This is a genomic window from Iocasia fonsfrigidae, assembly GCF_017751145.1.
Lineage (GTDB): Bacteria > Bacillota > Halanaerobiia > Halanaerobiales > DTU029 > Iocasia > Iocasia fonsfrigidae.
This window is the reverse complement of sequence record NZ_CP046640.1, coordinates 2,559,366-2,585,085: the sequence shown is the minus strand read 5'-3', so window position 1 is coordinate 2,585,085 and position 25,720 is coordinate 2,559,366. Positions and strand designations below refer to the sequence as shown.

At 34.7% G+C, this 25,720-nt stretch carries 26 protein-coding genes and 1 riboswitch; of the genes, 24 read left to right on the top strand and 2 right to left on the bottom strand.

Features of this window, described 5'->3' with window-relative positions:
- Nucleotides 1-16 precede the first annotated feature (16 nt).
- From GM661_RS12415 to GM661_RS12315, 21 genes are all read left to right on the top strand, one after another.
- The gene (locus tag GM661_RS12415) at nucleotides 17-997 is read left to right on the top strand and encodes an ABC transporter ATP-binding protein (protein ID WP_125990910.1); all 981 of its coding nucleotides are present in this window, start codon (nucleotides 17-19) and stop codon (nucleotides 995-997) included.
- A gap of 78 nt (nucleotides 998-1,075) precedes the next feature.
- The gene (locus tag GM661_RS12410; protein ID WP_125990909.1) at nucleotides 1,076-1,789 is read left to right on the top strand and encodes a hypothetical protein; all 714 of its coding nucleotides are present in this window, start codon (nucleotides 1,076-1,078) and stop codon (nucleotides 1,787-1,789) included.
- Between the two features lie 107 nt (nucleotides 1,790-1,896).
- Entirely contained in the window at nucleotides 1,897-2,577 is a 681-nt protein-coding gene (locus GM661_RS12405) for a GntR family transcriptional regulator (protein ID WP_125990908.1), read from the top strand.
- Nucleotides 2,578-2,626: 49 nt separating this feature from the next.
- Nucleotides 2,627-2,729: riboswitch (purine riboswitch) on the top strand.
- Nucleotides 2,730-2,938: 209 nt separating this feature from the next.
- Entirely contained in the window at nucleotides 2,939-4,264 is a 1,326-nt protein-coding gene (locus GM661_RS12400) for an NCS2 family permease (protein WP_230867117.1), read from the top strand.
- A gap of 358 nt (nucleotides 4,265-4,622) precedes the next feature.
- Complete coding sequence (locus GM661_RS12395) at nucleotides 4,623-5,648, top strand: ABC transporter permease (protein WP_230867116.1); 1,026 nt, start codon at nucleotides 4,623-4,625, stop codon at nucleotides 5,646-5,648.
- 1 nt (nucleotide 5,649) lies between these two features.
- The gene (locus GM661_RS12390; RefSeq protein ID WP_230867115.1) at nucleotides 5,650-6,135 is read left to right on the top strand and encodes a hypothetical protein; all 486 of its coding nucleotides are present in this window, start codon (nucleotides 5,650-5,652) and stop codon (nucleotides 6,133-6,135) included.
- Nucleotides 6,136-6,149: 14 nt separating this feature from the next.
- Nucleotides 6,150-7,073 (top strand): ABC transporter ATP-binding protein, encoded by a 924-nt coding sequence (locus tag GM661_RS12385; RefSeq protein ID WP_230867114.1) that lies wholly within the window; start codon nucleotides 6,150-6,152, stop codon nucleotides 7,071-7,073.
- A gap of 589 nt (nucleotides 7,074-7,662) precedes the next feature.
- Entirely contained in the window at nucleotides 7,663-8,535 is an 873-nt protein-coding gene (locus GM661_RS12380; protein ID WP_230867113.1) for a metal ABC transporter solute-binding protein, Zn/Mn family, read from the top strand.
- Between the two features lie 11 nt (nucleotides 8,536-8,546).
- On the top strand, nucleotides 8,547-9,302 hold the full coding sequence (locus GM661_RS12375) for a metal ABC transporter ATP-binding protein (protein WP_230867112.1): 756 nt from the start codon (nucleotides 8,547-8,549) through the stop codon (nucleotides 9,300-9,302).
- Between the two features lie 4 nt (nucleotides 9,303-9,306).
- Nucleotides 9,307-10,131: a metal ABC transporter permease gene (locus tag GM661_RS12370; protein WP_230867111.1), complete on the top strand. Its 825-nt coding sequence runs from the start codon at nucleotides 9,307-9,309 to the stop codon at nucleotides 10,129-10,131.
- Nucleotides 10,132-10,141: 10 nt separating this feature from the next.
- On the top strand, nucleotides 10,142-10,576 hold the full coding sequence (locus tag GM661_RS12365; protein WP_230867110.1) for a Fur family transcriptional regulator: 435 nt from the start codon (nucleotides 10,142-10,144) through the stop codon (nucleotides 10,574-10,576).
- Nucleotides 10,577-10,578: 2 nt separating this feature from the next.
- Nucleotides 10,579-11,142, top strand: coding sequence for a class I SAM-dependent methyltransferase (locus GM661_RS12360; RefSeq protein WP_230867109.1), 564 nt, complete (start codon nucleotides 10,579-10,581; stop codon nucleotides 11,140-11,142).
- Nucleotides 11,143-11,152: 10 nt separating this feature from the next.
- Nucleotides 11,153-12,118 carry a TIGR01212 family radical SAM protein gene (locus tag GM661_RS12355; RefSeq protein WP_230867108.1) on the top strand — a complete coding sequence of 322 codons (966 nt, stop codon included), beginning with the start codon at nucleotides 11,153-11,155 and terminating at the stop codon, nucleotides 12,116-12,118.
- Nucleotides 12,106-13,443 carry a metallophosphoesterase family protein gene (locus GM661_RS12350; protein ID WP_230867107.1) on the top strand — a complete coding sequence of 446 codons (1,338 nt, stop codon included), beginning with the start codon at nucleotides 12,106-12,108 and terminating at the stop codon, nucleotides 13,441-13,443. The genes GM661_RS12355 and GM661_RS12350 overlap by 13 nt, the downstream gene beginning before the upstream one ends.
- Nucleotides 13,440-16,310 (top strand): ATP-binding protein, encoded by a 2,871-nt coding sequence (locus GM661_RS12345; RefSeq protein ID WP_230867106.1) that lies wholly within the window; start codon nucleotides 13,440-13,442, stop codon nucleotides 16,308-16,310. The genes GM661_RS12350 and GM661_RS12345 overlap by 4 nt, the downstream gene beginning before the upstream one ends.
- A 138-nt stretch (nucleotides 16,311-16,448) precedes the next feature.
- Entirely contained in the window at nucleotides 16,449-17,435 is a 987-nt protein-coding gene (locus GM661_RS12340; RefSeq protein ID WP_230867105.1) for a Gfo/Idh/MocA family protein, read from the top strand.
- A 109-nt stretch (nucleotides 17,436-17,544) separates the two neighbouring features.
- Nucleotides 17,545-18,432, top strand: coding sequence for an NAD(P)/FAD-dependent oxidoreductase (locus GM661_RS12335; protein ID WP_230867104.1), 888 nt, complete (start codon nucleotides 17,545-17,547; stop codon nucleotides 18,430-18,432).
- A 443-nt stretch (nucleotides 18,433-18,875) separates the two neighbouring features.
- Nucleotides 18,876-20,231, top strand: coding sequence for an IS91 family transposase (locus GM661_RS12330; RefSeq protein WP_230867103.1), 1,356 nt, complete (start codon nucleotides 18,876-18,878; stop codon nucleotides 20,229-20,231).
- Entirely contained in the window at nucleotides 20,152-20,421 is a 270-nt protein-coding gene (locus tag GM661_RS12325) for a hypothetical protein (protein WP_230866727.1), read from the top strand. Before GM661_RS12330 ends, GM661_RS12325 begins: the two co-directional genes overlap by 80 nt.
- A 270-nt stretch (nucleotides 20,422-20,691) precedes the next feature.
- Entirely contained in the window at nucleotides 20,692-20,880 is a 189-nt protein-coding gene (locus GM661_RS12320) for a hypothetical protein (protein ID WP_230867102.1), read from the top strand.
- A 22-nt stretch (nucleotides 20,881-20,902) separates the two neighbouring features.
- The gene (locus GM661_RS12315) at nucleotides 20,903-21,049 is read left to right on the top strand and encodes a hypothetical protein (RefSeq protein WP_164522285.1); all 147 of its coding nucleotides are present in this window, start codon (nucleotides 20,903-20,905) and stop codon (nucleotides 21,047-21,049) included.
- 71 nt (nucleotides 21,050-21,120) lie between these two features.
- Here the strand turns inward: GM661_RS12315 and GM661_RS12310 are convergent, their stop codons facing one another.
- The gene (locus GM661_RS12310; RefSeq protein ID WP_230867101.1) at nucleotides 21,121-21,471 is read right to left on the bottom strand and encodes a YlbF family regulator; all 351 of its coding nucleotides are present in this window, start codon (nucleotides 21,469-21,471) and stop codon (nucleotides 21,121-21,123) included.
- A gap of 221 nt (nucleotides 21,472-21,692) precedes the next feature.
- Here GM661_RS12310 and GM661_RS12305 point away from each other — a divergent pair, with 221 nt between their 5' ends.
- Nucleotides 21,693-21,893, top strand: coding sequence for a cold-shock protein (locus GM661_RS12305; protein ID WP_205739460.1), 201 nt, complete (start codon nucleotides 21,693-21,695; stop codon nucleotides 21,891-21,893).
- A gap of 79 nt (nucleotides 21,894-21,972) precedes the next feature.
- On the opposite strand, the gene typA is transcribed toward GM661_RS12305, so the two are convergent.
- Nucleotides 21,973-23,787 carry a translational GTPase TypA gene (gene typA / locus GM661_RS12300; protein WP_230867100.1) on the bottom strand — a complete coding sequence of 605 codons (1,815 nt, stop codon included), beginning with the start codon at nucleotides 23,785-23,787 and terminating at the stop codon, nucleotides 21,973-21,975.
- Between the two features lie 168 nt (nucleotides 23,788-23,955).
- On the opposite strand from typA, the gene GM661_RS12295 reads away from it, so the two are divergent.
- Nucleotides 23,956-24,336: a desulfoferrodoxin gene (locus GM661_RS12295; RefSeq protein WP_230867099.1), complete on the top strand. Its 381-nt coding sequence runs from the start codon at nucleotides 23,956-23,958 to the stop codon at nucleotides 24,334-24,336.
- Nucleotides 24,337-24,659: 323 nt separating this feature from the next.
- Entirely contained in the window at nucleotides 24,660-25,697 is a 1,038-nt protein-coding gene (locus GM661_RS12290; protein WP_230867098.1) for a LacI family DNA-binding transcriptional regulator, read from the top strand.
- The last annotated feature ends 23 nt before the right edge of the window (nucleotides 25,698-25,720 follow it).

Below are 25,720 nucleotides of genomic sequence, written 5' to 3'. Positions count from 1 at the left end.
ACTGGAGGTGAGAGTCTTGGCATTAGAGGAAAAAAAGTTACTCGAAATAAATAATCTAAAGAAGTATTTTCCTGTTAAAGCAGGTGTTTTTAAAAAAACAGTAGCTTATGTTAAGGCTGTTGATGATATAAGTTTTTTTATTAAGAAAGGTGAGACACTTGGTTTGGTTGGTGAGTCAGGTTGTGGTAAATCAACAGCAGGGGCCACTATTTTGCGTCTCCTTGAAGCAACAGCAGGGGAGGTTATATTTGATGGAAGAGATATTTTATCCTTAAACAAAGGTAAATTACGTGAAATTCGTAAAGAGATGCAGATCATTTTCCAAGACCCTTATGCATCTTTAAATCCACGAATGACAGTTGCTGATATAGTTGGTGAACCATTAGATATCCATAATTTAGTTAAAAATAAGCAAGAAAAATATGAAAGAGTTAGTCAGTTGATGAATAATGTTGGTCTAACCGTAGAACAGATGAAGCGTTATCCACATGAATTTAGTGGTGGACAGAGACAAAGGATTGGTATAGCCAGGGCATTGGCAGTAAATCCCAAATTAATAATTGCTGATGAACCAGTTTCGGCTTTAGATGTCTCTGTTCAGGCACAGGTTATCAATATTTTACAGGATTTACAACAGGAATATGGGTTAACTTATCTTTTTATTGCCCATGATTTGAGTGTGGTAAAACATATTAGTGATCGAGTTGCTGTTATGTATTTGGGTAAAATTGTAGAAATGACCGATAAAGATGAAATATATCTAAACCCCCTACACCCATATACCCAGTCACTATTATCTGCCATACCGATACCTGATCCGAGTTTTAAAAAAGAACGTATTATTCTTGAAGGTGATGTACCAAGTCCTGTAGATCCCCCTACTGGTTGTCGTTTTCACCCGCGTTGTCCTAAAGCAATAGACCTATGTAGTAGTAAAGAACCTGAGTTTAAAGATTATGGAAATGGACATTATGTTGCTTGTCATCTATTGGATTAGTATAGTAGTTAGTATTAGAGTAAGAAGGGACTCTAACTTTTTTGTCCTTTTATAAAATAATTAATAGGGGATGAGTTGATGAGTAATTATCAGTGGAAAACGAAAAAAGAAATTATTGTGGAGAATGCGCATAAAGACCCGTTTCTTAAAATAGAAGACCTGGCTAAAATGGCTAAAACAACATCTCGTTATGTGCGGACGATTTTATCAGAATCTGATATTTCCTTGATGAAACTTAGAAAAGATTATGCCAGGAAAGTGGAAAATATGAATATTGCGGTAAAAGATAAGTTGTTCTTCTATCATTTAACCCGTTTTCCTTATCAAAATAATGTTAAATCAATATTGACTGATAAGCTGTATCTAAACAATAGTGCTGATTTATCTGAACTGGGAGTCAATATAAAAGAGGACTATAGCTATTATTCCTTTTTACATATTATTAAAGATACTCCCTGGTCTGTATGTACTTTGTTTATAAAAAAGGATAAAATAATAGATGGGGAGATTTTGCATAGTTTTAATGACCTTGTTGATTTATTATGTTATGAAGTTAAGGAATCAGGGATTGAAATATCGGATCTGATAATTGATATTGAAATAGCTAATGGGCAGATAGCTGACAGTATTAATATTACACCTTTAGTACCTATCTACCGGGTTAAACAAACCTTGGGTAGTAGTGATAGTGTTTATGCAGTGATGTTGGCTTATTTTGATACCAGGCAGGTGAGTTTGAATGTTTCTCCTAATAGGGGCCTTATTTTAAAGAAAAAAGAGATGGCAGTTTAATCCAAATTCAAAAATCTTACCTCAGTTTGTTTTTAGATGTATAATTTTAAGTTGAATGGTTTATAATATGAGTAAACAAAAACCTTTAACTGAGGGGGGATTTTTTAGTGGCAGTTGATGAATTAACCAAAAAAGAGCAGATTATTAATTTTGCTCAGAGTGATCCATTTTTAAAGATTAGTGATATTGCAGAATGTGTACAGACTACTCCGCGGTATGTAAGGACTATTTTATCAGAAGCCAATATTTCATTGATGAAATTACGGGAGAAATATGCCCGTAATATGGAACAGAGGTTAAAAAATGATGAACACAGTGAATTACAGGCGAAAGTAAGTCTCAGGGAGGAATATAGTTATAATAATCTGAATACTGGTAATATTGAGATCGAAGAGGCTGATGAAAATGACTATCCCAGTATTGAAAGGATTGGACAAGGTGATGAACTGGTAAAGATATATCAGGTTCAGTATGTAGATGATAACCCCTATTGTGTACATGAACTGATAACCTTTATGGAAAAAGAGCTTAATCAAGAGAGGATTGAAAATCTGGAATCAATCTATGATTTGTTGGGAAGAAAGGGTATAAATCACCTTCAATTCATGAATAACATTATTACTGTAGAGAGTCCTAAAGAAATTATAAAGCGTTTTTTCCAGGATAATGGTAATGTACTGCTAAGTGAAAGAACAGTTTTATTAAATAAGATACCAATTGGAATTGAAAAGATTTATATTCGGACAGACCTTACTCAGATGGAGTTTGCCGGTGAGATTGTAATTTAGTATTTGAGCAGAAAAGTTGACAAGTTGAGGGCAATTTCGTATAATTATATTAAGAAAAATTAAATGACCTCGTATAACTGTGAAAATATGGTTCACAAGTCTCTACCGGAAAGCCGTAAACTATCCGAACTACGGGGGGAGTGCACCTAGGGTTCCGCTCTATGAAATTCTTACAGGGGACTGGTCCGAGGGGTGCAGGTTCCACAGTTGACTGTGGGATTACACCGTATGGATAAAAGCCTGGGCGGGTAGGTTCCTTCGTGCAACTATGTACAGGGAAGCTACCCACCAGGCTTTTTTATCTGGGTTAAAAAACTCAAGTCATTACCCAGATGGTTTAATTTATCAAGGGGGTACAATAATGCTGGAAAATCTTTTTAAGCTGAAGGAAAATGGTACTGATGTGAAGACAGAGGTTGTGGCCGGATTTACAACATTTATGACAATGGCTTACATAATTATAGTAAATCCTAACATTTTATCTGCTGCTGGAATGCCTTTTAATGGTGTGTTTATTGCTACGATAGCCGGTATAATTCTTGGTACATTAGCAATGGCTTTTTTAACAAATTATCCTTTTGCACTGGCATCTGGTATGGGTTTAAATGCTTTTTTTGCTTTTTATGTTTGTGGGGCACTTGGAGTTAGCTGGCAAATTGCTCTGGGCCTAATCTTTATTGAAGGTATATTATTTATTATCTTGAGTATACTTCCTGTAAGAGAGATGATTGTAAATTCTATTCCCATGGGATTGAAATCAGGTATAAGTGCAGGGATAGGATTGTTTATTGCTTTTATAGGTTTACAGGGTGCTGGAATTATTATTAGTGATGAGGCTACTTTAATTGCCTTGACACCAAATCTTTTATCGGGTGCTGCTTTAGTGGCAGTTATAGGATTGGTAATTACTGGTATATTGATGGCCAGGGGTGTTAAGGGTTCTATTTTTATAGGAATTATTTTAACTACTGTTATTGCCTGGATTTTGACTGCACGTGGTTTGATTGAAGGTGTTGTGGATGTTGGAGCGGCAGGTATTTTTGAACTGCCAAGTGTTAGTGATTGGGCAGAAATTTTTGGGCAGTTAGATATTGCTGGGGCCTTTAATATTAGTTTTATTGGTATTTTACTAACTTTCTTATTTGTAGATATGTTTGATACTGCCGGTACTCTTATTGGTGTTAGTCAGCAGGCTGGTTATCTGGATGATGAGGGTAATTTACCAAAAGCAAGTAAGGCCCTACTTGCTGATGCTATTGGCACCACAGGTGGCGCATTATTTGGGACAAGTACTGTTACAACATATGTTGAATCTGCTTCTGGTGTAGCTGATGGTGGTCGTACCGGTTTAACAGGTGTAGTTGTTTCTATTTTATTCTTTTTATCATTGTTTTTTCTCCCGCTGGTTAAGATGATTCCTGGGGCTGCAACAGCACCTGCCCTGATAATTGTAGGAACAATGATGATTTCAAATATTACTAAGATTGATTGGGATGATTTTACTGAGGTATTACCTGCTTTTATGACTATGCTAATTATGCCTCTGGCTTATTCAATATCAGATGGTATTGCCTTTGGTTTTATTACTTATCCACTTATTAAATTATTTACTGGTAAGGGTAAAGAGGTCCACTGGTTAGTATATGTTTTAGGTATTGTCTTTTTGGCCTATTTTATCTGGCTTTAAAGATATTATTTTAAATTATTCCTGGGAAAACATCAAAATATAGTTTTTAAATAATATAAAAGAGGATATTTGCCGAAAGTCTAGAATATATAATTAATAGCTGATTTTTATCTCTTTAATTTTTTACATACAAAAAAGGGGGGGGAGATTTGATGCTTGAATTAATCGGGGCAGTTGTTGTGGTTTGGGCATTAGTTTACTTTTTAAATAATGCAACTCCATAATTTTTATATTATTTTTAAAGAGTAGACTGGGGGAGATAACTTATTAAATAGGTTATTTTTCCCAGTTTTTTTGATATAGCTGTTTTGTTCTAATGTATTTTTACTATATACTCATAAAAAGGATGAGAATGAGAATGGTGGGAATTATATGGAGTATTATAAAAAAGGATTTTTATGAATCTATTAGAAATAAAACTATATTGATAGTGATTTTACTGCCGATACTGGCATCATTATTATTTACAGTAATTGATAATCAGAGCGCAGATAAGAATTTTAATATAGGAATCAGTGGAGACAAAGGGTTTGAAATAGGGCATTTTATAGAAGATAATCTTATTAATTTTATCCCACATAGCTATGAACAGGTTGCGGCAGGCAGGAGAGCAATTGAGGAGGGTTCTCTGGATGCCCTATTAGTAATAAATGATCAAGAAAGTAAAGATTATCTCCTGTATTTATCAGGCCAGCATGGACTGACATATCTTTTTATCAAAGATAGTGTTGAGGAAATACTGGAATCATATCATAGGGTAAAAAAGCCGTTTAAGTTTACTGTAAGAAGTATTAATAATCCTGCTACTCGCCTATCTTTTTTACCTATCTGGCTTACCATTACGATTACAATGATTGGTGTTTTAATAATTTCTGGTAATTTTGCTGAAGAGAAAGAGAATAAAACTATGGAGGCGATGATGATTACTCCAGCCAGTAGTCTCGGCATATTTCTGGCCAAGGGTATTTATGGCCTTATCTTAAGTTTATTAACCGTTTTCTTAATGTGCATTCTAAATGGGGTTGTATTTGTAAACTGGATTATTCTTTTTGTATTTATCATTACTATTTTATCATCATCAGCCTGTTTTACTGCAATTGGTCTTTTAATTGGTATTATAACAACATCACAGTCTTCTGCTAGATCGATTGGGACATTAGTTTATTTTCCCCTGTTATTTCCAACATTAATCTATGATCTAACTGAATTTACCAGGATCCTGGCAGGTTTATTTCCTACTTATTATTTATTTAAAGCCTTGGAAAGGATACTGTTATATCCTAAAAATATAAGCGGTCTCTTTGGAGATGTATATATTTTGTTAGGACTTGCTGTAATATTTTCAATACTGGCTTATTTTATATTTAAAGGGGTGAAAAACTAGCATGGGATTAAGCAGAGAAAGGGTTATACTTATAATTAATATAATAGTTTTTTTGCTTGTAATACCTGTTTTCTCTACTATCGCGAGTGCAATAGAGAATAAGGAAATAGCTGATTTTGTTACTGAGGTTTATCAAGTGTACATGGCCAAGGATTTTGATGCTGTCTATAAGTACCTACACCCTGATATCAAGGGAATAATGTCAGATGAAGACTATATTAATTTTCAAGAGGAGACTAGTAATAAACACAAGATGTCCATCTCTCAGGTTCGAGTCAAGGGTGTTAAGTCTTTAGATAAAATCCCAGGGGAATTTGAGGAATATCTTAGTAAGACAGATGAGCAGGATTATTATAGTGTCTCAATAAGCTATTTGCTTTCTTATTATCTGGGAAAAGAGAGGGAACGTGAGGTTGAAAAGGATGTCTATCTCTGTCTTGAAGGAGATAATTTATATTTCCTGTGGGACCCGGCAGCGATTGAGTAGGGGGATGATCATAAGTGCCTAATTTATATGATATAGAAGTAAAAAATATAAGTAAAATATATAAAAAAACAACTGCTGTAGAAGATATTTCATTACAGGTCAAGAAGGGGGAGGTTTTTGGTTTTTTGGGTCCTAATGGGGCGGGTAAAACAACGACTATTAGAATAATGACCGGTCTTCTGCCGGCCAGTTCAGGTTGCTGTAAGGTTCTAGGTGAGGAGATAAGTGGGATTGGTAGTGATTTTTATAGAAAGATAGGTATTGTTTTTGAAAATAATAATCTTTATATGAGATTATCAGGAGAAAAGAACCTCAGGTTTTTTGCCAGTATGTATCAACTTGATAATGATATAGTTTATTATCTATTAGAGAAATTTGCCCTACTTGATGCTGCTAAAAGACCGGTAAAAAGTTATTCCAAGGGTATGAAACAGAGACTACTTATCTGCCGTGCTTTACTCCATGACCCTAAGCTTTTAATACTTGATGAACCAACCAGTGGTCTTGACCCTATGTCTGTTGAAATTATCCATCAGGCAATAGAGGAATTTAGGAATGCTGGAAAGACTGTGTTTTTAAGTACACATTATATGGAAGAGGCTGATAGCTTATGTGACCGTCTTGCTTTCATTAATAAAGGTAGTTTAATTGCAGTAGAAAGACCAGTGGTCTTAAAGGAAAGGTATGGGGAGTCATATATAGAAATTAAGGTATTATTAGATAAAGGGCAAGAATCTGCTGAGATGTTTGAAGAAATAATTAATCAGGATGACATCTTAGAATTGGATGATAACATAATGACTATAAAATTATCACTTATTAATAATGACGTAGGTCTAAGATTAGATAAAATACGTTCAAAGTCAAAGGTATTGAGTATCCATTCCCGGGAAGCGACTCTTCATGATGTTTTTATGAGATTAACAACTTTGTCTTAATAATTAGTAATTTTTTGTATATACTATAGCATATATTAAGTAATATCTTGTAAAATATAAATTTTAATGATATAATGTTTTATATGATAATAGTTATTATTAGTGGAAATGTTGTTTTTAAATCGTGGATAACTTTAAAGACCGACCAATATATTTACTTGCCTTGTCGTGCACCGCAGGTGCTCCGCATCTAAGCGGAGCGTACAAGAACAGTTTAAGGTTGCACTATGGCGTCCTGCCTTCGTTTACTGTCGAGAAATTGTCTTCCGGCTCACTGACTCTTCTTTTTATAACGCATGGTCGAGTCAGTATCAGGCCATCGAGGCCAAGTTCCATGCCTACGGATAATTTCTAGAGTCGTCCAGTAAATATATTTGTCTGTATTATGATAACAAGTTGACTTTGTGTAAAAAGAATTCCTATAGTAAAAATTAATAATTATTGTTAAGTCTGGCTGGCGAAGTTAATTTGTTCTTTGATGCAAATGACTTGCAAAAAGCAATTAATGGGCTATTTATGGAGATTGTTTGTAAAAATAAATATTTTAATTTAAGTCTAGATATATATATTAAAGAAAGGGTGTTAAAATATGAGGAAAATAGCTAGGATCGTTGTTTTGTTGTTTGTAGTGGTAATAATCTTTGTTTCAGGTACTGCTTGTCAGGTCAGTGGGAAAAGTGATAAACTTGCAGTGGCGGTGTCGATTGTTCCAGAAGCTACTTTTGTTAAAGCCGTGGCTGGGGAACTACTTGATGTTGTAACTATGATTCCTCCAGGAAACAGCCCGGCAAATTATTCGCCTTCACCCAAAGAATTAACTAAATTTAGTGATTCCGGTATCTATTTTGCTATGGGGGTGCCGGCAGATCTGACAAATATTTTAGCAAAAGCAGAGGAGATTAACCCTGATATTAAGGTAGTTAAGCTTTTTGCAGAGGTTAATGAGGTATATCCTGACCGAGAGTTTTCTCCAGGCAAAAGGGACCCCCATATCTGGTTATCACCAAAAAGGGCTAAGATAATGGTCAGGATTATTGCCAGGGAACTGGCAGAGATTGATGAAAAAAACCGAAATGTTTATCAAAAAAATGCTGATGAGTATATTAATAAACTTAATAAATTAGACCAAGAAATTAGTAATTCACTATCAAAGCTAAAAAATAAGACTTTTATTGTTTATCACCCCGCTTTTGGTTATTTTGCTGATGACTATGGACTGGAAATGCTGGCTATAGAGGAAGAAGGAAAAGAGGCTACTCCCAGAAGGGTCCAGAAAATAATTGATCTAGCGAAAAAAGAAAATATTAAAGCAATTTTCTATCAGGCAGAGATAGATAGTAGGCAGTCTCAGGCTATAGCCGAAGAGATTGGTGGAAAAACAATTCAGGTTGACCCTCTTGCAGCTGATTACATAAAAAATCTACAAAAAACAGCTGAGGTTTTTAATGATATCCTTAATTAAGGAGGGCTTTTATGAAGGCCATCGAAGTAAGTGATGTAAGTGTATATTATGATAATGTCTGTGCAATAAGGGATGTTAACCTTGAGATTAGTGAGAATGAATTTCTGGCGATTATTGGACCTAATGGTGCAGGTAAAAGCACATTATTAAAAGTAATACTGGGTCTTATTAGACCGGTAAATGGAGAAGTAAAGGTTTTTGGAAATAGTATCAAGAAAAGAGAAAAATTAATCGGGTATGTACCTCAGGCAATAGAATTTGATAGGAATTTCCCTATCAGTGTTCGGGATGTTATCCTAATGGGGCGCTTAAGGAGTAATTTTACTTTCTTTCACAGTTATTCTAAAGAAGATGTCCAAAAGGCTGTTGATATTATGGATAGACTGGAATTAGCTGATCTTAAGGAAAGGCAGATCGGGCAATTATCAAGTGGGCAGTTACAGAGGGTTTTAATTGCTCGTGCACTGGCAGTAGAGCCAAAAATTATGTTGCTTGATGAACCAACAGCAAGTGTTGATCTTAATTCCAGAAATAAGATTTATTCTATCTTAAATGATCTCAAGAAAGAGATGACTATTGTTGCTGTAACCCATGATATGGCAGCAATCTCTACCTATTTTGATAGTGTTGCCTGTTTAAATAAAGACCTGCACTACCATGGTGATAAAGAACTTGAAGAAGCGGCTCTGAAAAAGGTTTACGGATGCCCTATAGAATTGATTGCCCACGGAGTACCACATCGAGTTTTCAGGGCCCATGAGGAGTGATATAATGATTAAGGCCTTTATGGAATACACTTTTTTGCAAAATGCAGTTTTTAGTGCACTACTGGCCAGTATTATTTGTGGAATTATCGGGACGATTATTATAGAAGAGAAATTAGTAATGATGAGTGGAGGGATAGCCCATACTTCATTTGGAGGTATTGGCCTGGGCTATTTTTTAAAAATAGAGCCTATAATTGGGGCGCTTTTCTTTTCTATCCTGGCTGCTATTGGGCTAATTACTATTAGGCGGAAAATAAAAGTTAATTCAGATACATTAATGGGAATTTTCTGGGCTGTGGGTATGGCTTTAGGCATTTTGTTTATAGCCTTTACACCTGGCTATCCCCCGGATATATCATCTTATTTATTTGGTAATATCCTGACAGTTACCAGTTTTGATATAAAAATTATTCTTATTTTTACGATAGTGTTGGTTTTTACAATCTCAGCTCTATTTAATTACTGGAAGGCATATTTATTTGATAGTCAATTTTCTTCTGTAATTGGAATTAAAACGAAATTATTAGAATATCTTCTTTTTATATTAATAGCCTTAGCTATTGTTGCTTTAATCAGGGTGGTCGGTATAATACTGGTGATTGCTTTATTAACCGCTCCTCCGGCTATTGCTAAATTATTTTCTTATGATTTAAAAAAGATGATCTTTTATGCTATTTTTTTTAGTATGTTTTTCTCATTAGCGGGTTTATGGATTTCCTATCAATTTAATATTTCTTCTGGGGCTTCAATAGTTTTACTTGCTGGATTTAGTTATTTTATTGCAGTGCTCATTAGTAAAAGAACAGCCGGTTTAAAAACTTATTCATAGGGGGATTTCTATGAGTAATTCTATAGATTGGGAAAATTTTCTAAAAGAAAAGGGAATCAGGGTTACCAGGCAGCGTATTGCTATTCTGGGGGTGCTTGATAATAGTTCAAAGCCGGTATCGGCTCGAGGTATTTTTGATGAGCTTGCTGCCAAATATCCTGGTATCCGTCTTTCGACTATCTACCGCAATTTAAATCATTTTACAGCTAAAAATATGGTAAAGATGATGGAATTAAACATTGAAAAGAAAGAGAGTTACTATGAATTAAAGAACAGGGGGCATCATCATCATATGATCTGTCTGGAATGTGGGGAAATACTTCCCCTGGAATGTCCTCTGAAAAACTATCTTCTTGAGTTGAGTTCTGAGACAGGCTATAAGATTATAGACCATAGAGTAAAACTATATGGTCTTTGTCCTGCCTGTAGTAAGGAGGAAGGATAATAGTGAAACGGGATTTTACACAGGGTGTTGAGATGTCACATCAGCTTTTAAAGCAACATGTTAAGGAAGGTGAGACGGTAATAGATGCTACTGCTGGAAATGGATATGATACTTTGTTTTTGGCTGAATTAGTTGGAAACAGTGGTAATGTATATTCCTTTGATATTCAGCAAGAGGCGATTGATAATACGAGGGAACGATTGCGACTGGCCAGGATGGGGGATAGAGTGAGGCTTTGTCATACCGGTCATGAAAATATTTTGGATATGGTTAGTGAAGATGTAGGGGCAATTATCTTTAACCTGGGATACAGGCCTGGTGGGAAGAAAGATATAAAAACCAGACCTGAAACGAGTCTGACTGCTCTTAAAAGTGGTTTAACATTACTTAAGAAAAGTGGTATTATAGTAATAGTAATTTATACTGGACATAAGGGCGGAAAAACTGAAAGGGAAATACTCCTGAACTATTCTGCTGGATTAAACCAGGATAAGTATAATGTCTTATACTATCATTTTATTAATCAGGACTGTTCTCCTGAAGTATTAGCAATAAAAAAAAGATAAGGGGTTTTCTATGAGTGTTTATTATAAATATTCGGCATATTTAAGGAAAAAACATGGAGAAAAGACATATAAGCTACCAGTTAATCTACCACTGACCTGTCCCAATAGAGACGGTTTTCTCGGCAGGACTGGTTGTAGTTTTTGTGGTGAAGATGCCGGGGCACATGAAAGCCTGACAGGGAATTTATCTGTTAGTAAACAGCTTTTAAAAAACAGGGAATATATTGGCAGCCGGTATGGTGCTAAGAAATTTATTGCCTATTTTCAGAACTACTCTAATACATATCTGCCCCTTGCTAAATTAAAAGAATATCTCCAGGATGTTTTTGCGATTGAAGGCATTGTTGAGATAGTTCTTTCTACCAGACCTGATTGTATCAATAAAAGGTATATTGAGGGGATAAAGGAAGTAATAAATAGGAATAATCCAGCAGTAGGACTTTCTTTTGAACTAGGGCTTCAAACGGTTAATTATCATACACTAAAGGTGATTAACCGTGGCCACACCCTGGCTGAGTTTATTGAAGCAGTTATTTTAGCAAGGGATTTTAATATTCCTGTTGGAACACATTTGATTTTGAACCTACCTGGTGACAATGACTGTGATGTTATTGAAAATGCCAAAATAGTGTCTGCCCTGGGGGTTGCTAATGTAAAACTCCATGCCCTTTATATCAGGGAAGGTACTACTCTAGCTAGAGAATATCAGGAGGGTAATCTGGAGTTAATCACCCTGGATGAATATATAGCCAGGGTGATTGAGTTTCTGCAGTATTTAAGTCCAGACATTGCTGTACAGCGCTTGCTGGGCAGGGCGCCTGAAGAAGGAACCCTGTTTGTTAACTGGGATTACAGTTGGTGGAAAATTCATGATATGATTATTAAGGAGATGAAGCAAAAGGGGCTTAAACAAGGTGATAAATTTGATTATTTAGGGGGCAAGGCCTTAAGGGGGATGAGAGATTGCAGAGAATAAGCTTTATTCATACAGCAGACCTGCATTTAGGCAGCACAATAAATATAGGTGGTAAGGGTCCAGCAGAGCTGGAAAAAATATTTACACAGGCAGTCTTTAAAGCCTTTGAAAATATTTGTGACTATGCCTTGGAATATAGTGTTGATTTTGTATTATTGAGTGGTGATATATATGACCGGGAAAACCGTTCTGTACTGGCCAACCATTTTTTTAATAAACAGTGTAAGCGTTTAGCGAAAAAAGGAATTCCGGTCCTGCTTATTGCTGGCAACCATGACCCTTTAAATGAGGATAATGAATTAATTAATAGTCCTGATAATGTTTATATTTTCAGTAGCCGTCAGGTTGATAGCAGAGAGATTTATAATGATAAAGATGAGTTAATTGCCCAGGTATCAGGTTGTTCATATAGGGGTAAGGCGGATTCGCGCCGGCTTTATCGGGATTATGAGACAATACCAGGTATCTGGAATATTGCTTTGTTACATACCCAGTTAGACCCTGATAATATCAACTATATGCCCTGCTCATTGGAGGATTTGTTGGCCAGAGGTGATATTCACTACTGGGCTTTAGGGCATATACATCAGGCTAGAATAATAAATAGATCTATCAATAGGGCAGTAGCTTATCCTGGCATTCCACAGGGAAGGGATGCTGGTGAAGCTGGTATTAAAGGGGCGCTACTGGTAGAGTTAATACCTGACTGCCAACCGGTAATAAGTTTTTTGCCAACCTCTAAGATTATTTATCAAAAAAAGGAAATATCTATTAATAGTATTGCTAATGGTAATTTTTCTGACCTGAAAAGGTTGATAAATAATAAGGCTAAAGAATTAAAAAAAATTGATAGTAATTGTATTAATCTTAATTGTGACCAGATTGAACCATTACAAGAATTAGAGGGTATTATTGTTGATTGGGTTTTGACGGGAAGAGGAGAGCTAAGTGAATTAATAAAAGGTCAGAGGGATGAATTGGGGTCTTTTCTACTTGATAGTCTACAAAAGGAATTCCTCTCAAGAAAACCCTTTATCTGGACTAGAAAGATTACTGATCGTACTGGCAAATTACTTGATGAGGGTTTGTTAGGGGATAGTCCTATTTTTAAGGAAATAGAAGATGTAATTGCTGTTTTGAAGAATAAACAGGGTCTCAAGGATGAACTGCTGTCAGAGTTTGGTTTTATATGGACTGATAAATCTGACCGGGAGGATAGCAAAGCTGCTAGTTTTCAACTGGACGATCAAAAATTATATGATCTTATTGATTATGCCAGAGGGTTGATTATTGAAGAATTACTGGAAAGGCGTGAAAGGGCTTGAATATAAAGAGCTTATTTATTAAGGATTTTGGTATATTTTATAATGAATTAATTGAGGATATATCCCCTGGACTGCTTGTAATAGGTGGATATAACCGTTCAGGGAAGACGAGTTTCTTTAAGTTGTTAAGGTATATTGGTTATGGTTTTCCCCGTAACAATGATTTTATTCCAGCCCGTCAGAAACATGAACTTGAAGCGGTTGTTCAGACCAGTAATAGGGAAGAATTCAGCTTAAACCTAAAGGGATTTGCTGAACCAGTTGTAAGTGTTATCAAGGGAGAAAGAAAGATAGATTCTGCAGTAGAATTATATAACGGCCTTGATTTTTTTACATATCAACAGTTGTTTACTATCAGCCTGGATGAATTGCAATCCAGGAATACAGGATTAGCTAAAAAGGAATTGAAGAGATTAAATTCTATTCTTCTGGGAGCTGGATTAAAAGAGCTGCTACTCTTACCACAGATAGAGGATTATTTTGCCAAAAATGCCGAGAAGATTGGCGGGAAAAATGGGGACCCTGGAGTAAAGGATTTTAAGCCCTATTATCAGCAGATAGAGCAGGGGATTGAAATGAAACATGCTGCCTCAGCCCAGGTTAAAGATTATTATCAAAAAAAAGAATTGCTGCTGGAGGCTGGCTCTAAAATAGAAGATATTAGGAAAGAAATATCAGTGTTAGAGAAAGGGGTTAACCGGCTTGACCTCTTAAAAAATCACTATGAAATCTGTAGTCAGCTCAATAAACTGGAGAGTAAACTCCAGAGTTTAAAGTCCGATAAATACCTGGGTCTTGATAAACAGGCTTATCCAGAGAGAGCCAGTGAAATTTTTAAAAGATACCATCAGCTCAGGGAAAAAAGGGAAGGACAGCTTTTAACATTAAAGCAGGAGATAGGGATTAAACATATTAATCAATTAAAGAATAAGTTTATTAAATACCAGGATAAAATAAAGTTTTTTCATCACAGAATTACTGGTTTGTCTGAACAGGTCAAATATTATCGTGAAAATCTGAACAGGGTAATCGTGGAAGAGGAGAAACTGGAGAGGGCTATTACCAGTTTTAATGAAGAGTGGGTAGATGGTTTTAAAATTATAGATAATATCAAGGTAGATGAAATAAACTATCTTAATTTACAGGATGACCTTGAGGAATATAATAGATTAAGGCTATCTTATCAGCAGGAAAGGGAAAGGCTAGATGTATTAGTAGAGAAGGGGAGACAGTTGGAGCAGAAACTGACTTCACTAAAGGCAAGTAATCCCGGTAAAAATCTAAGCTTGTATTTCATTTTCTCAATAGTTTGTCTGTTAAGTGGAATAGGTCTGTCCTTTTTAAGAACTATTTATATCAGCATTAGTTTCCTTGGTACAGTTGGTATTGGATTATATAGTCTTTATATCTATACCCTGGCTAGGGATAGAATTAATCTTAAAAAAATAATTTCTAATGAACTGGAGGATGTCAAAAATGAGATCTTGTCCAGCAAAAATAAAATAGGAGACTATAAAACAAGCTTAATGCCACTGCAAAAAATGCTTAATAGATACAGAACAATTCTGGGCTTAGATCAAGAGGCTTCACCTCAGTTATTGAGAGAAAATTTTCGACAGGTTCAGGGTTTTAAAGATAAACTGAAAGGGATAAGACAGCAGAGGAAAGGACTTAATAGTAATAAGATTGAAATAGAAAAAAGGCTGGGTGGACTTCTAAATATTCTCAAAGAGTTTAATGAAATAGTATCTTTAAACATGATGACATCAGGAGATGAGCTCCTTCAGCAATATGATATGATAGTCTCTTTATTTGAGGAATTAGTTCAAGCCTTGGATAGGTTCATGTTGTTATCAGGTTATGAAGATAAATTGTCTGATCTTAGACAGGAGACTATCTGTTTATATGAAGAAAGTGGTTTAAATCTGAGGGATAAAAAGCAAGAAACAGCTAGTTTGTTGGAAGACTATCTAAGATGGGCTAAAAAAATGGAAGAATACCAGGCAGTTAAAAAGGAATATGAGCAGTTAATAAGACAACTGGGGAGTGCTCTTAATACAGAATTGATCCGGGAGTCAATGGGGGTAACTGATGATAGTATGTTAGATTCTTTCAGGGGATTCTATAATAGCTATATTTCCTTGGAAGATGTGGAAGAAGATTATCAAAATAAACGACAGGAATTAAATTTAGCCAGGGATCGATTAAATAAACTAAGGGATAAGAAACAAATACTTAAGCAGGAATTAAAGGAATTAGCTACAGATGACAAACTAAGACAGGCTTCCTCTATCATTGATAAGGCCAGACAGGAATTGGGTGTTATAGCAGAGGAATATGCTGTCAATAAGGCTGCTGCTTTTATATTAAAAAGGGCTAGAGAAGGGGTTATTAAGAGGGTAAAGGATGATCTGCTGGCTGATGCCAGTAAATACTTCAAAAGGATTACCAGGGGTAAATACCAGAGAATTTTACCGGCCGAAGAGGTTCTTGATAATGATTTTCAGGCCCAGTTAGCAGATGGAAGTATACAGGGCGGTATTAAGGAATTAAGCCGGGGTACTGTTGAACAACTTTTTCTGGCAGTACGGTTAAATAGAATTAAAGAAATAAGTCCTCCCCTGCCAGTAATTATTGATGATAGTTTTGTGAATTTCGATAGCTTTCACCTTCAGGAAACACTTGTTTTAATTCAGGAATTAGCAGAGACACATCAGGTCTTTCTCTTGACCTGCCATCCTCATCTGGTAAAATTAATCAAGGATAATGATTCAAATATACAGTTCTGGAAATTAGATGATGGTAGATTCAATAATACCAGTCAAGAGAAATTAATAGATTTTCTTACTGCGGGAATTAATAAGTAGCCTAAAAAATATGATTTTTAAAAGTTAGTAGGGACTTTAAATTTTTTATAGAATTAAATAAGTATAGGGTAAATTAAGTTATATTAATTATAATGGTTTAGTAAAATAAGTACTTCTAACATACGAGGGGGTTAGATAATGAATAAGAAGATTAACTGGGGTATTATTGGTACTGGTAATATTGCCCACCAATTTGCAGAGGGTCTTAGTATTTTACCAGATGTTAATATTGCCGGGGTTGCATCACGTTCTGAAGAAAGGGCTAAAGAATTTGCGGATTGTTTTAATATTCAGCATTCCTATAGTAGTTATCAGGAACTTGTTCTGGCGCAGGAGATTGATGTTATCTATATTGCTACACCTCATACATATCATAAAGATAATACAATAATGTGTCTTAAGGCTGGAAAACCTGTGCTTTGTGAAAAACCATTTGCAGTAAATCTGGCAGAGGCTGAAGAAATGGTATCTCTGGCAAGGTCAAAAAATATTTTTTTGATGGAAGCAATGTGGACCCGTTATTTCCTGGTCATGGAAAAGGTGAGGGAATGGTTAGCTGAAGGTTTGATTGGTGAGGTTAAATGGTTGGAGGCTGATTTTGGAATTAATAAACCAGTAAAACCGTCCGGGCGTCTCTATAACCTGGAACTAGGTGGAGGGGCTCTACTTGATGTCGGTATTTATCCAGTTTCTCTGGCTTCTATGGTTTTTGGCAGACAACCATCGAGTATTAAAGCTGCAGCAGAAATTGGTGAGACTGGTGTTGATGAACAGACTGCTGTTATTTTTAAATACAAACAGGGAAAGATGGCTCAATTATCCTGTGCTATCCGGACCAAGACTAGAGAAGAGGCCTGTATAACCGGGACCAGGGGTTATATTGTTATTCCTGAATTTCACAGCCCTTCATCTGCCAGAGTATACCGTGAAGGAAAGGTTATTAAGGAATTTGAGCAACCTCTGGAAGGAAATGGTTTAAATTATGAGGCGGTTGAGGTTAATAAATATTTGAGGTCAGGTAAGAAGGAGAGTGCTGTCATGCCTCTCAAAGAAAGTCTGGATGTTATGGAAACTCTTGATAAAATACGTGATAAGATTAATTTGAGATATCCAGCTGATAAATAATAAAAAGCGTCTCTTAATTTATAAGAGGCGTTTTATTGGTATTTTTTTTGTTTTTATTCATAAACTAATGCCAGGCTCAGGATTTGTTTATAAAAAACGAGGTGATTTTTTGGAAGAAAATAAAGCTAAAATTAATGATATTGCTGTAGTAGGGTGTGGGCCAGCAGGATTATCAGCAGCAGTAAATATTTCTATTAGAAAAAAGTCCTTGCTCCTCCTGGGAGCAGAGATTTGTAGTCCTAAGTTATATCGAGCAGAAAAAGTCAATAATTATTTAGGTTATTATAATCTAAGTGGAGAGGAATTGATGAAAAAATTTATTGCCCATATAGCAGAGATGGGGATAGATATAAGCCGTTCCCGGATAGATAATATTTATCTACAGGATGATTATTATACACTTGCCTCCAGAGATAAGACTTACCATGCCTATACTTTAGTACTGGCGCCTGGGGTTAGTAACAATAAATATTTACCCGGGGAAGAGGAATTGCTTGGTAGTGGTGTTAGTTATTGTGCTACTTGTGATGGGGCATTATACAGAAATAAGGATGTAGCTGTAATTGCCTATACAGAAGAAGGGATAGAAGAGAGTGAATACCTGGCTGAAATAGTGGATACCGTCTATTTTATTCCACAGTTTGACTTTGAAGATGGTTTTAATATCTCCAATATTAAGACAATTAAGGACAGTCCCTTAGGTATTGAAGGTGATGTCAGGGTAGAGGGTTTAAGGTTAAAAAAACAGACAATAGACCTTGATGGGGTTTTTATCTTAAGGGAAGTAACCCCTGCTGATAAGTTATTATATGGGCTTGCTTTAGATGAAAAAGGGCATATTAAAGTAGATGAGAATATGGCTTCTAATTTACCCGGTGTTTATGCTGCCGGTGATTGTACAGGCACACCATATCAATTGGCCAGGGCTGTTGGACAGGGACAGGTAGCTGGCTTAAATGCAGTTACTTATGTACATAGGAAGAAAAGAGATTCTTAGAGTCTGGATGGCAGTTAAGCCACTTTGTTCAAGTTTAGGAAACTATGCAATTTTGAAATTGTGGATAACTTTAAAGACCGACCAGTATATTTACTTACCTTGTCGTGCACCGCAGGCACTCCGCGGTCTAAGCAGAGCGTACAAGAAAATTAAGGTTGCACTATGGCGTCCTGCCTTCGTTTACTGTCGAGAAATTGTCTTCCGGCTCACTGACTCTTCTTTTTATAACGCATGGTCGAGTCAGTATCAGGCCATCGAGGCCAAGTTCCATGCCTCCAGACAATTTCTAGAGTCGTCCAGTAAATATATTGGGCTGGTTTATTATGATGAGTAGTTAACTTTGAGTGAAAAGTGGTTCTAAGAAAAAATTAATAATTAGTGATTAAGTCTGGGTGGCGGAGCCATTTTGTTCAGGTATAGGAAATTATGTGTTAAGCAGGTTTGTGGATAACTTAATAGAATTAATAAGTATTATGAAAAGAAAAGAGATACAAAAACAACATACGATTAAAAAAATATTTACTCATAATAATAACTGGAAAATCTTTAAAGATAACAGATTATCAGAAGTGGTTCCAGCTGATATGATAGATGATGTAATTGAACAGGTTGAAAGGGCATTGGGTTGTGGAAATCCTGAAAATGGATATACTTTATATAAATGTCTTGAATGTGGTCATGAGCATATAATTGGATTTAGCTGTAAAAGTCGTTTTTGTGTACGATGTGGCAAGAAATATATAGATAATTGGGTTGAGAAACAAGTAGAGAATATACTTGATACAAGTCATAGACATTTAGTATTTACATTACCAGAACAATTAAGAGGGTATGTATATTGGCATAGAGATTTATTGAAAGATATGTGCGATGCAGTAAATGAATTAATTCAAGATTACTATGATAAACAATCAAAGGAAAAAGAATATCAAGTTGGAGTAATAACAGTAGTTCATACTTTTGGGAGGGATGTAGGGTTTAATCCTCATATCCATGCTCTATTAACAGAAGGAGCATTAGATAAATATAAGCAGTGGAAGCATATTGGATATATTTCATATCCATATTTAAGAAAGTCATGGCAGAAAGTATTACTTAATATATTTCGAAAGTATTTCAAAGAGGACTTAAAGGTTCAGAATTTAGTAAGAGAACTGTATCAAAAATATCCTAATGGATTTTATGTAAATGCTGAATCTAGACTAATTAATGCTAGAGGTGCAACTAGATATATTGGTAGATATCTAGCACGTCCAGCTATGGCTGAATATAGAATACTAGAGTATGATGGTAAGAAGGTAAGGTTTTGGTATGAAGACCATAATACGAAAAAAAGAAAAGAATTACTGCTTGATGTATTAGACTTTATAGGTAGATTGATAATGCATGTACCTAAAAAGTATTTTAAGATGGTAAGAAGATATGGGTTATATAGTAGAGGTTTTAATAAAAAAGTAAAAAAGATAGTATCACTATGGAAATACATGAAGAAAAGACAGTTAAAACTAATAGTGGTAGAAAAGAAAAAAAGAGTAATGAGATGGCGAGAAAATATTATAAAAAGTTTTGATAGAGACCCATTAATATGTAGGAAATGTGGTTCGGAGATGGTATTATATGAGATATGGAGTCCTAAACATGATTTTATTTATCATTTTGAACATACAGATGAAAATGGACGACATATAAAAAGATATCCATGGGAGGAGGATCCTAGAATTGAAAGACGAAAAAGAGCGAGACAACTGGGAACTACCATTCCATTCCCCGGACCACCAAGAAGAATGGTATGTTTATAGATGTCCAAAGTGTGGGATGGATGATCATGTACCTGATTTTGTAGTAGATGAGTTTGCAATGGTTCAAAAATTGAAAGAAGGGGAAATGCCTGGAGTGGCATGTCCTGAATGTCTTACAAAGATGGTTTTTGAATCATCTTATATTAAATACCCCTACCGTAAAACAGAAGGGGATTCTGAGTTGCAGTAGGGTGGCGGAGCCATTTTGTTCAGCTTAGTGGGCTTGCTTAATTGTGTTAGATAATATAGTTTATTATCTTAGCATAAAATTATATAAAAAATTGACGAAATATAAAGGAATATATTTTTTTTTATATAATTTAAATATAGGAGATAATTTTTGGATGGGAATTTTTTTGTTTTACTTTTCCTTATTGGTTATAATAGTAATAGGCAAAAACAGATAAAATACAATATTATTTTAAGCTATACAGATTATATAAATAAAAGGAGGGTTATCATGGGAATAAGGAGAATGGCATATCGTTTGCCTGAGATTAAGTATAACAAAGTTGAGGAAAAATTAGCAGAACAGGGCATAGAATTTGATGAATTCTTGGACAGGACTATAGAGCTGTATTTGAATGAAAAACTCGATCCCAAACTTGATTCTGAAGGATGGGGGAGATGGATGGAAGAAAACAATTAGCTGTTAATAGGGAGGTTTTTTTATGAGGATGAAACGATCCATGTATAAGCTGGATAAAGAAAAGCACAGAAAACTTATGAAGAAATTAATCGATGATGGAATGAGTTTTAACGAATTTCTTGATCGGATAATCTATATGTATCTTGAGGGAAAATATACACTGGATTAATTATTAATTTTACAAATACAGAGTAAAAATATAAAAGACCACAGGGTTTTTAATTTCCTGTGGCAGTTTGTTTATTTTGTCTCTGTACTGCTAGGATTATTTTCTAGAACAGATGAAATTGTTTGATTAACTGATTCCATTACTTTATTAAATTTCTGCTGGGCCTCCATAAATTCCTTCACCTTTTCATTGGCCTGCATTTTAACCTGGATGTTCTGGAGTTCTTTCTGTTGTTCTTTTGTAATTGCCTTACCATTGGACTGGGCCATCTGTAAGCGCCTTTGTTTAGTGCTGAACTCATTTAGTAGTGTTTTGGCATTTTCATCTTCATACATAGCTGTCTCACTTGTTTTAAGTTCTTTATATTCGCTGGAATCTACTATTTCTTCACCAAGTGATTTGGCTTTTTCTAAAATTGACATTAATAGTTCACCTCATTTATTTATTTATACCCTTACGTCTGTTAATGTTAACATTTTAAGAGTTGTCTGTCAAATCAAGCGTTAAGAGTTTTGGAATAAACTGGAATTATAATAAATTTAATTTGACAAATAATAGATAACATGTTATATTATTAGCGCTGGGTAATAAAAATATAGCAGTAATTTACCCAGGATAGAACATAGGAGGAATATATTTAATGATTTACAATGGTAAAGTAAAATGGTTTGATGGCAAAAAGGGTTTTGGATTTATTGAAAGAGATGAAGGAGATGACGTTTTTGTACATTTTTCTGCTATACAGCAGGAAGGCTTTAAAAATTTAGAAGAGGGTCAAGAAGTTGAATTTGAGATTGTTGAAGGGGATCGCGGACCACAGGCAGCAAATGTTGTTGCTCTATAAAAAGAAAATACTATAAATATAGTAATTTAACCCTGGCCTACTTATTAAAAAGTAGTCAGGGTTTTTTCTGAATCTGGATTTATTTATTCTTATTGTATTTAATCCGGTCTTTTTCATTCAGGATTTTTTTTCTTAATCTTATAGCATCAGGTGTTATTTCTACTAATTCATCATTATTGATAAATTCCAAGGCCTCTTCCAGAGTAAATGTTCTAGGTGGTGAAAGGTTAAGGGCATCATCAGAACCGGCGGCCCTTGTATTAGTTAGTTTTTTGTTTTTGCAGGGGTTTACAGTAAGGTCATTATTCCGGTTGTTCATTCCAATTATCATTCCTTCATATACTTTGGTGCCGGCCTTGATAAACATAGTACCCCGTTCACTTAGGTTATATAGGGAATAAGCCATAGCTGTTCCGTTATTTTGTGATATTAAAACCCCATTTAACCTCTCAGCTATATCCCCTTTGTATTTTTCATATTTTTCAAATGAACGTATTAGGGTTCCTTCACCACTGGTATCATTAATAAATTCACTTTTAAAACCGATCAAGCCTCTTGTAGGGACAAGATATTCCAGTTTTACATAGTTATTTTCTATTTTCATAGACTGCATAATCCCTTTTCTTTGATTAAGTTTTGAAATTACTGTCCCGGAGTATTTCTCTGGAACATCAATATTAACTTTTTCCACAGGTTCCTGTACCTGACCGTTATCATTATGCATTAAAACCTCTGGTTTTGAGACAGAGATCTCATATCCCTCCCGGCGCATTTTTTCTAAAAGGATAGAGAGGTGTAGCTCCCCACGGCCGGAGACTTTAAAGGATTCTGTGTTTGATTGTTGTTCTACCTTTAATCCCATATTTACTTCCAGTTCTTTATCCAGCCTTGCTTTAAGGTGTCTGGTAGTCAAAAATTTTCCGCTCTGCCCGGCAAAAGGTGAGTCATTGATAAAAAAATTCATTGATAGAGTAGGTTCTTCTATTTTAATCATCTCCATAGGTAATACCTCTCCAGGGTTACATACTGTTTCACCAATTGATATATCATCAATACCTGCCAGAGCAACTATATCTCCACTATAAGCCTTTTCGACAGCTGTTTGTTTTAGCCCTTCATAAACAAATAATTGATTAATCTTACTATCTTTTATACTGTTATCTCTTTTTGAGATCTTAACTGACTGACCAGTTTTGATAGTTCCCTGATATATCCTTCCAATACCAATTCTACCTAAGTAATCATCATAGGCCAGGTCATATATTTGTAATTGAAGTGGTTTTTCATCATTATCTGGATAGGTATTGATATTATCTAGAATTGTTTCAAATAATGGTGTTAAATCATCATTTGTGTCATTAATACTTTTTCGAGCAATACCATCTTTGGCAACTCCATAAACTGTGGGGAAATCTAATTGTTCATCACTTGCCTTCAGGTCTATAAAGAGATCCAGTACCATATCTTCAACTTCCTGAGCTCTGGCATTTTTTTTATCCATTTTATTGATAAATAAAATTGGTCTAATTCCCAGTTCAAGGCATTTCTTTAAAACAAAGCGGGTCTGGGGCATTGGCCCTTCACTTGAATCAACTATAAGAATAGCAGTATCTACTGCTTTAATAACCCTTTCTACTTCAGAAGAAAAATCAGCATGTCCAGGTGTATCTACAATATTTATCTTGTAGTCCTTATATTCTATGGAACAATTCTTAGAGTAGATAGTAATACCGCGCTCCCTTTCTAATTCATTATTATCCATTACACAGTCTAAAACCTCTTCGTTTTCTCTAAAAACACCACTTTGAGTTAAGAAAGCATCAACTAGAGTGGATTTCCCTGCATCTACATGAGCAATTACAGCTAAATTAATAATTTTTTTCTTTTTTGGCATATTTTATTTCCTTTCTTTCTAAGAATACCTGTTTATTTTATACTTATTTTAATAAATAATCAAATACTTCTTTCTTGACATAAAGAATTTACTATAGTATAATAAAAACAATAATTATTACTAATAAACAATAATTATTATAATTTTAGTACATAGGGAGGTATTTTAATGACAAAACTAAGAGAACTTTATAAGTGTGATGTTTGTGGAAATGTAGTAGAGATTACACATGAGGGTGCTCCAGCATTGGTTTGTTGTGGGGAAGATATGAAGAAATTGATTCCTAAAACTGAGGATACAGGTGGTGAAAAACACCTACCTGTTTTAGAAGAAACAGACAATGGTATCTTAGTAAAGGTAGGTGATATAGCCCATCCAATGGAAGATGAACATTTTATTAAATTTATTGAAGTCTTAACAGGTGATAAAGTAATTCGGGCAGAATTAAAGCCGGGTAATAATCCGGAGGCTGAGTTTAAGATTGATAAATCTGAGGTTAAGGCTGTCAGGGAGTATTGTACAATACATGGCCTGTGGGAAAATAAATAGATTTAACTGTTAAAGAGGAGGCATTTATGTCTCTTCTTTTTTATTTCAAGGAAATATGTTTTTTCTATAATTCCATAGTTATGTATTTATTTAAACTATAAATAAAATTTACTAAACAAAAAATGAGTTTTTTTTTATAAATAAATATTTAAATCCAAATATTTGTTTACAATAACACTTTATCAACTAAATTTTGATAAATATTAATTGAAATTACTAAATTGTTTATAAAAGTTTACTTGACAATTTAGTTTTGTTTAGTTATAATTTAATTAAGAATTAAATAAAATTTATAAAAACTTAATTTAAGAAGGTTATTAGTCATGGAAAAAAATGCGATTAAAAAAGTAAACCTTGATGATATTGCTGCTACAGCTGGTGTATCAAAAGCGACTGTTTCAAATGCCTTAAATGATAAAAAAGGGGTAAGTGAACAGACTAAAGAAGAAATTTTAAGAATTGCCAGTGATATGGGCTATAAAAAAACAAATTCAAATAACGGCAGTAATGGTGAGAAAAAGGCGATCAGGATTATTCTGTACAAAAAACATGGTTATGTTTATTCTGACACCCCTTTCTTTGCTAATTTAATTGAAGGTATTCAAAAGGAATGTCGGGTAGAGGATTATGAAATGATGGTTACACATCTTACAGAGGGTTTAGATGACTTTGGTAGTATTATTCAGGATATAAAGAATGATGAGTCATCAGGTTATTTAATACTGGCTACTGAAATGATTAAAGAGGATTTAGAGCAATTTAAGGTTTTGAATAAACCACTTGTTTTACTGGATAGTTATTTTAAACATGAGGATTTTGATTTTGTCTTGATAAATAATTTTGAGGCTGCTTTTAAGGCGACTAATTATTTAATTCAGCATGGTCATTCTAGAATTGGTTATTTACATAGTTCAGTCTATATTAATAACTTTTACTATAGAAAACAGGGTTTTAGAAGTACTTTACAGGAACATGGTATGGAAATAAATGAAAAATATCAATTTAACCTTGAACCTACACTGGAGGGCTCATATCGTGATATGAGTGAATTTTTAAAACACAATCCAGCCTTGCCAACCGCTTTTTTTGCAGATAATGATATTATTGCTTTTGGGGCGATGAAGGCTTTACAGGAAAAGGGGATTAAGATACCTGAAGAGGTTTCAATTATAGGGTTTGATGATATGCCTTATTGTGAGATTAGCACCCCAAAAATGACGACTGTACGGGTACCTAAGCAATACTATGGGGGTTTAGTTGTCAAAAGACTAATAGAGAAGATTAATAATAATGACCTGCAGAACCAAAAGATAGAAATAAATACTGAATTAATTGCAAGGGAGAGTGTACTAAAAAGGTAACAGCAATTATTAATTAAAGGGGG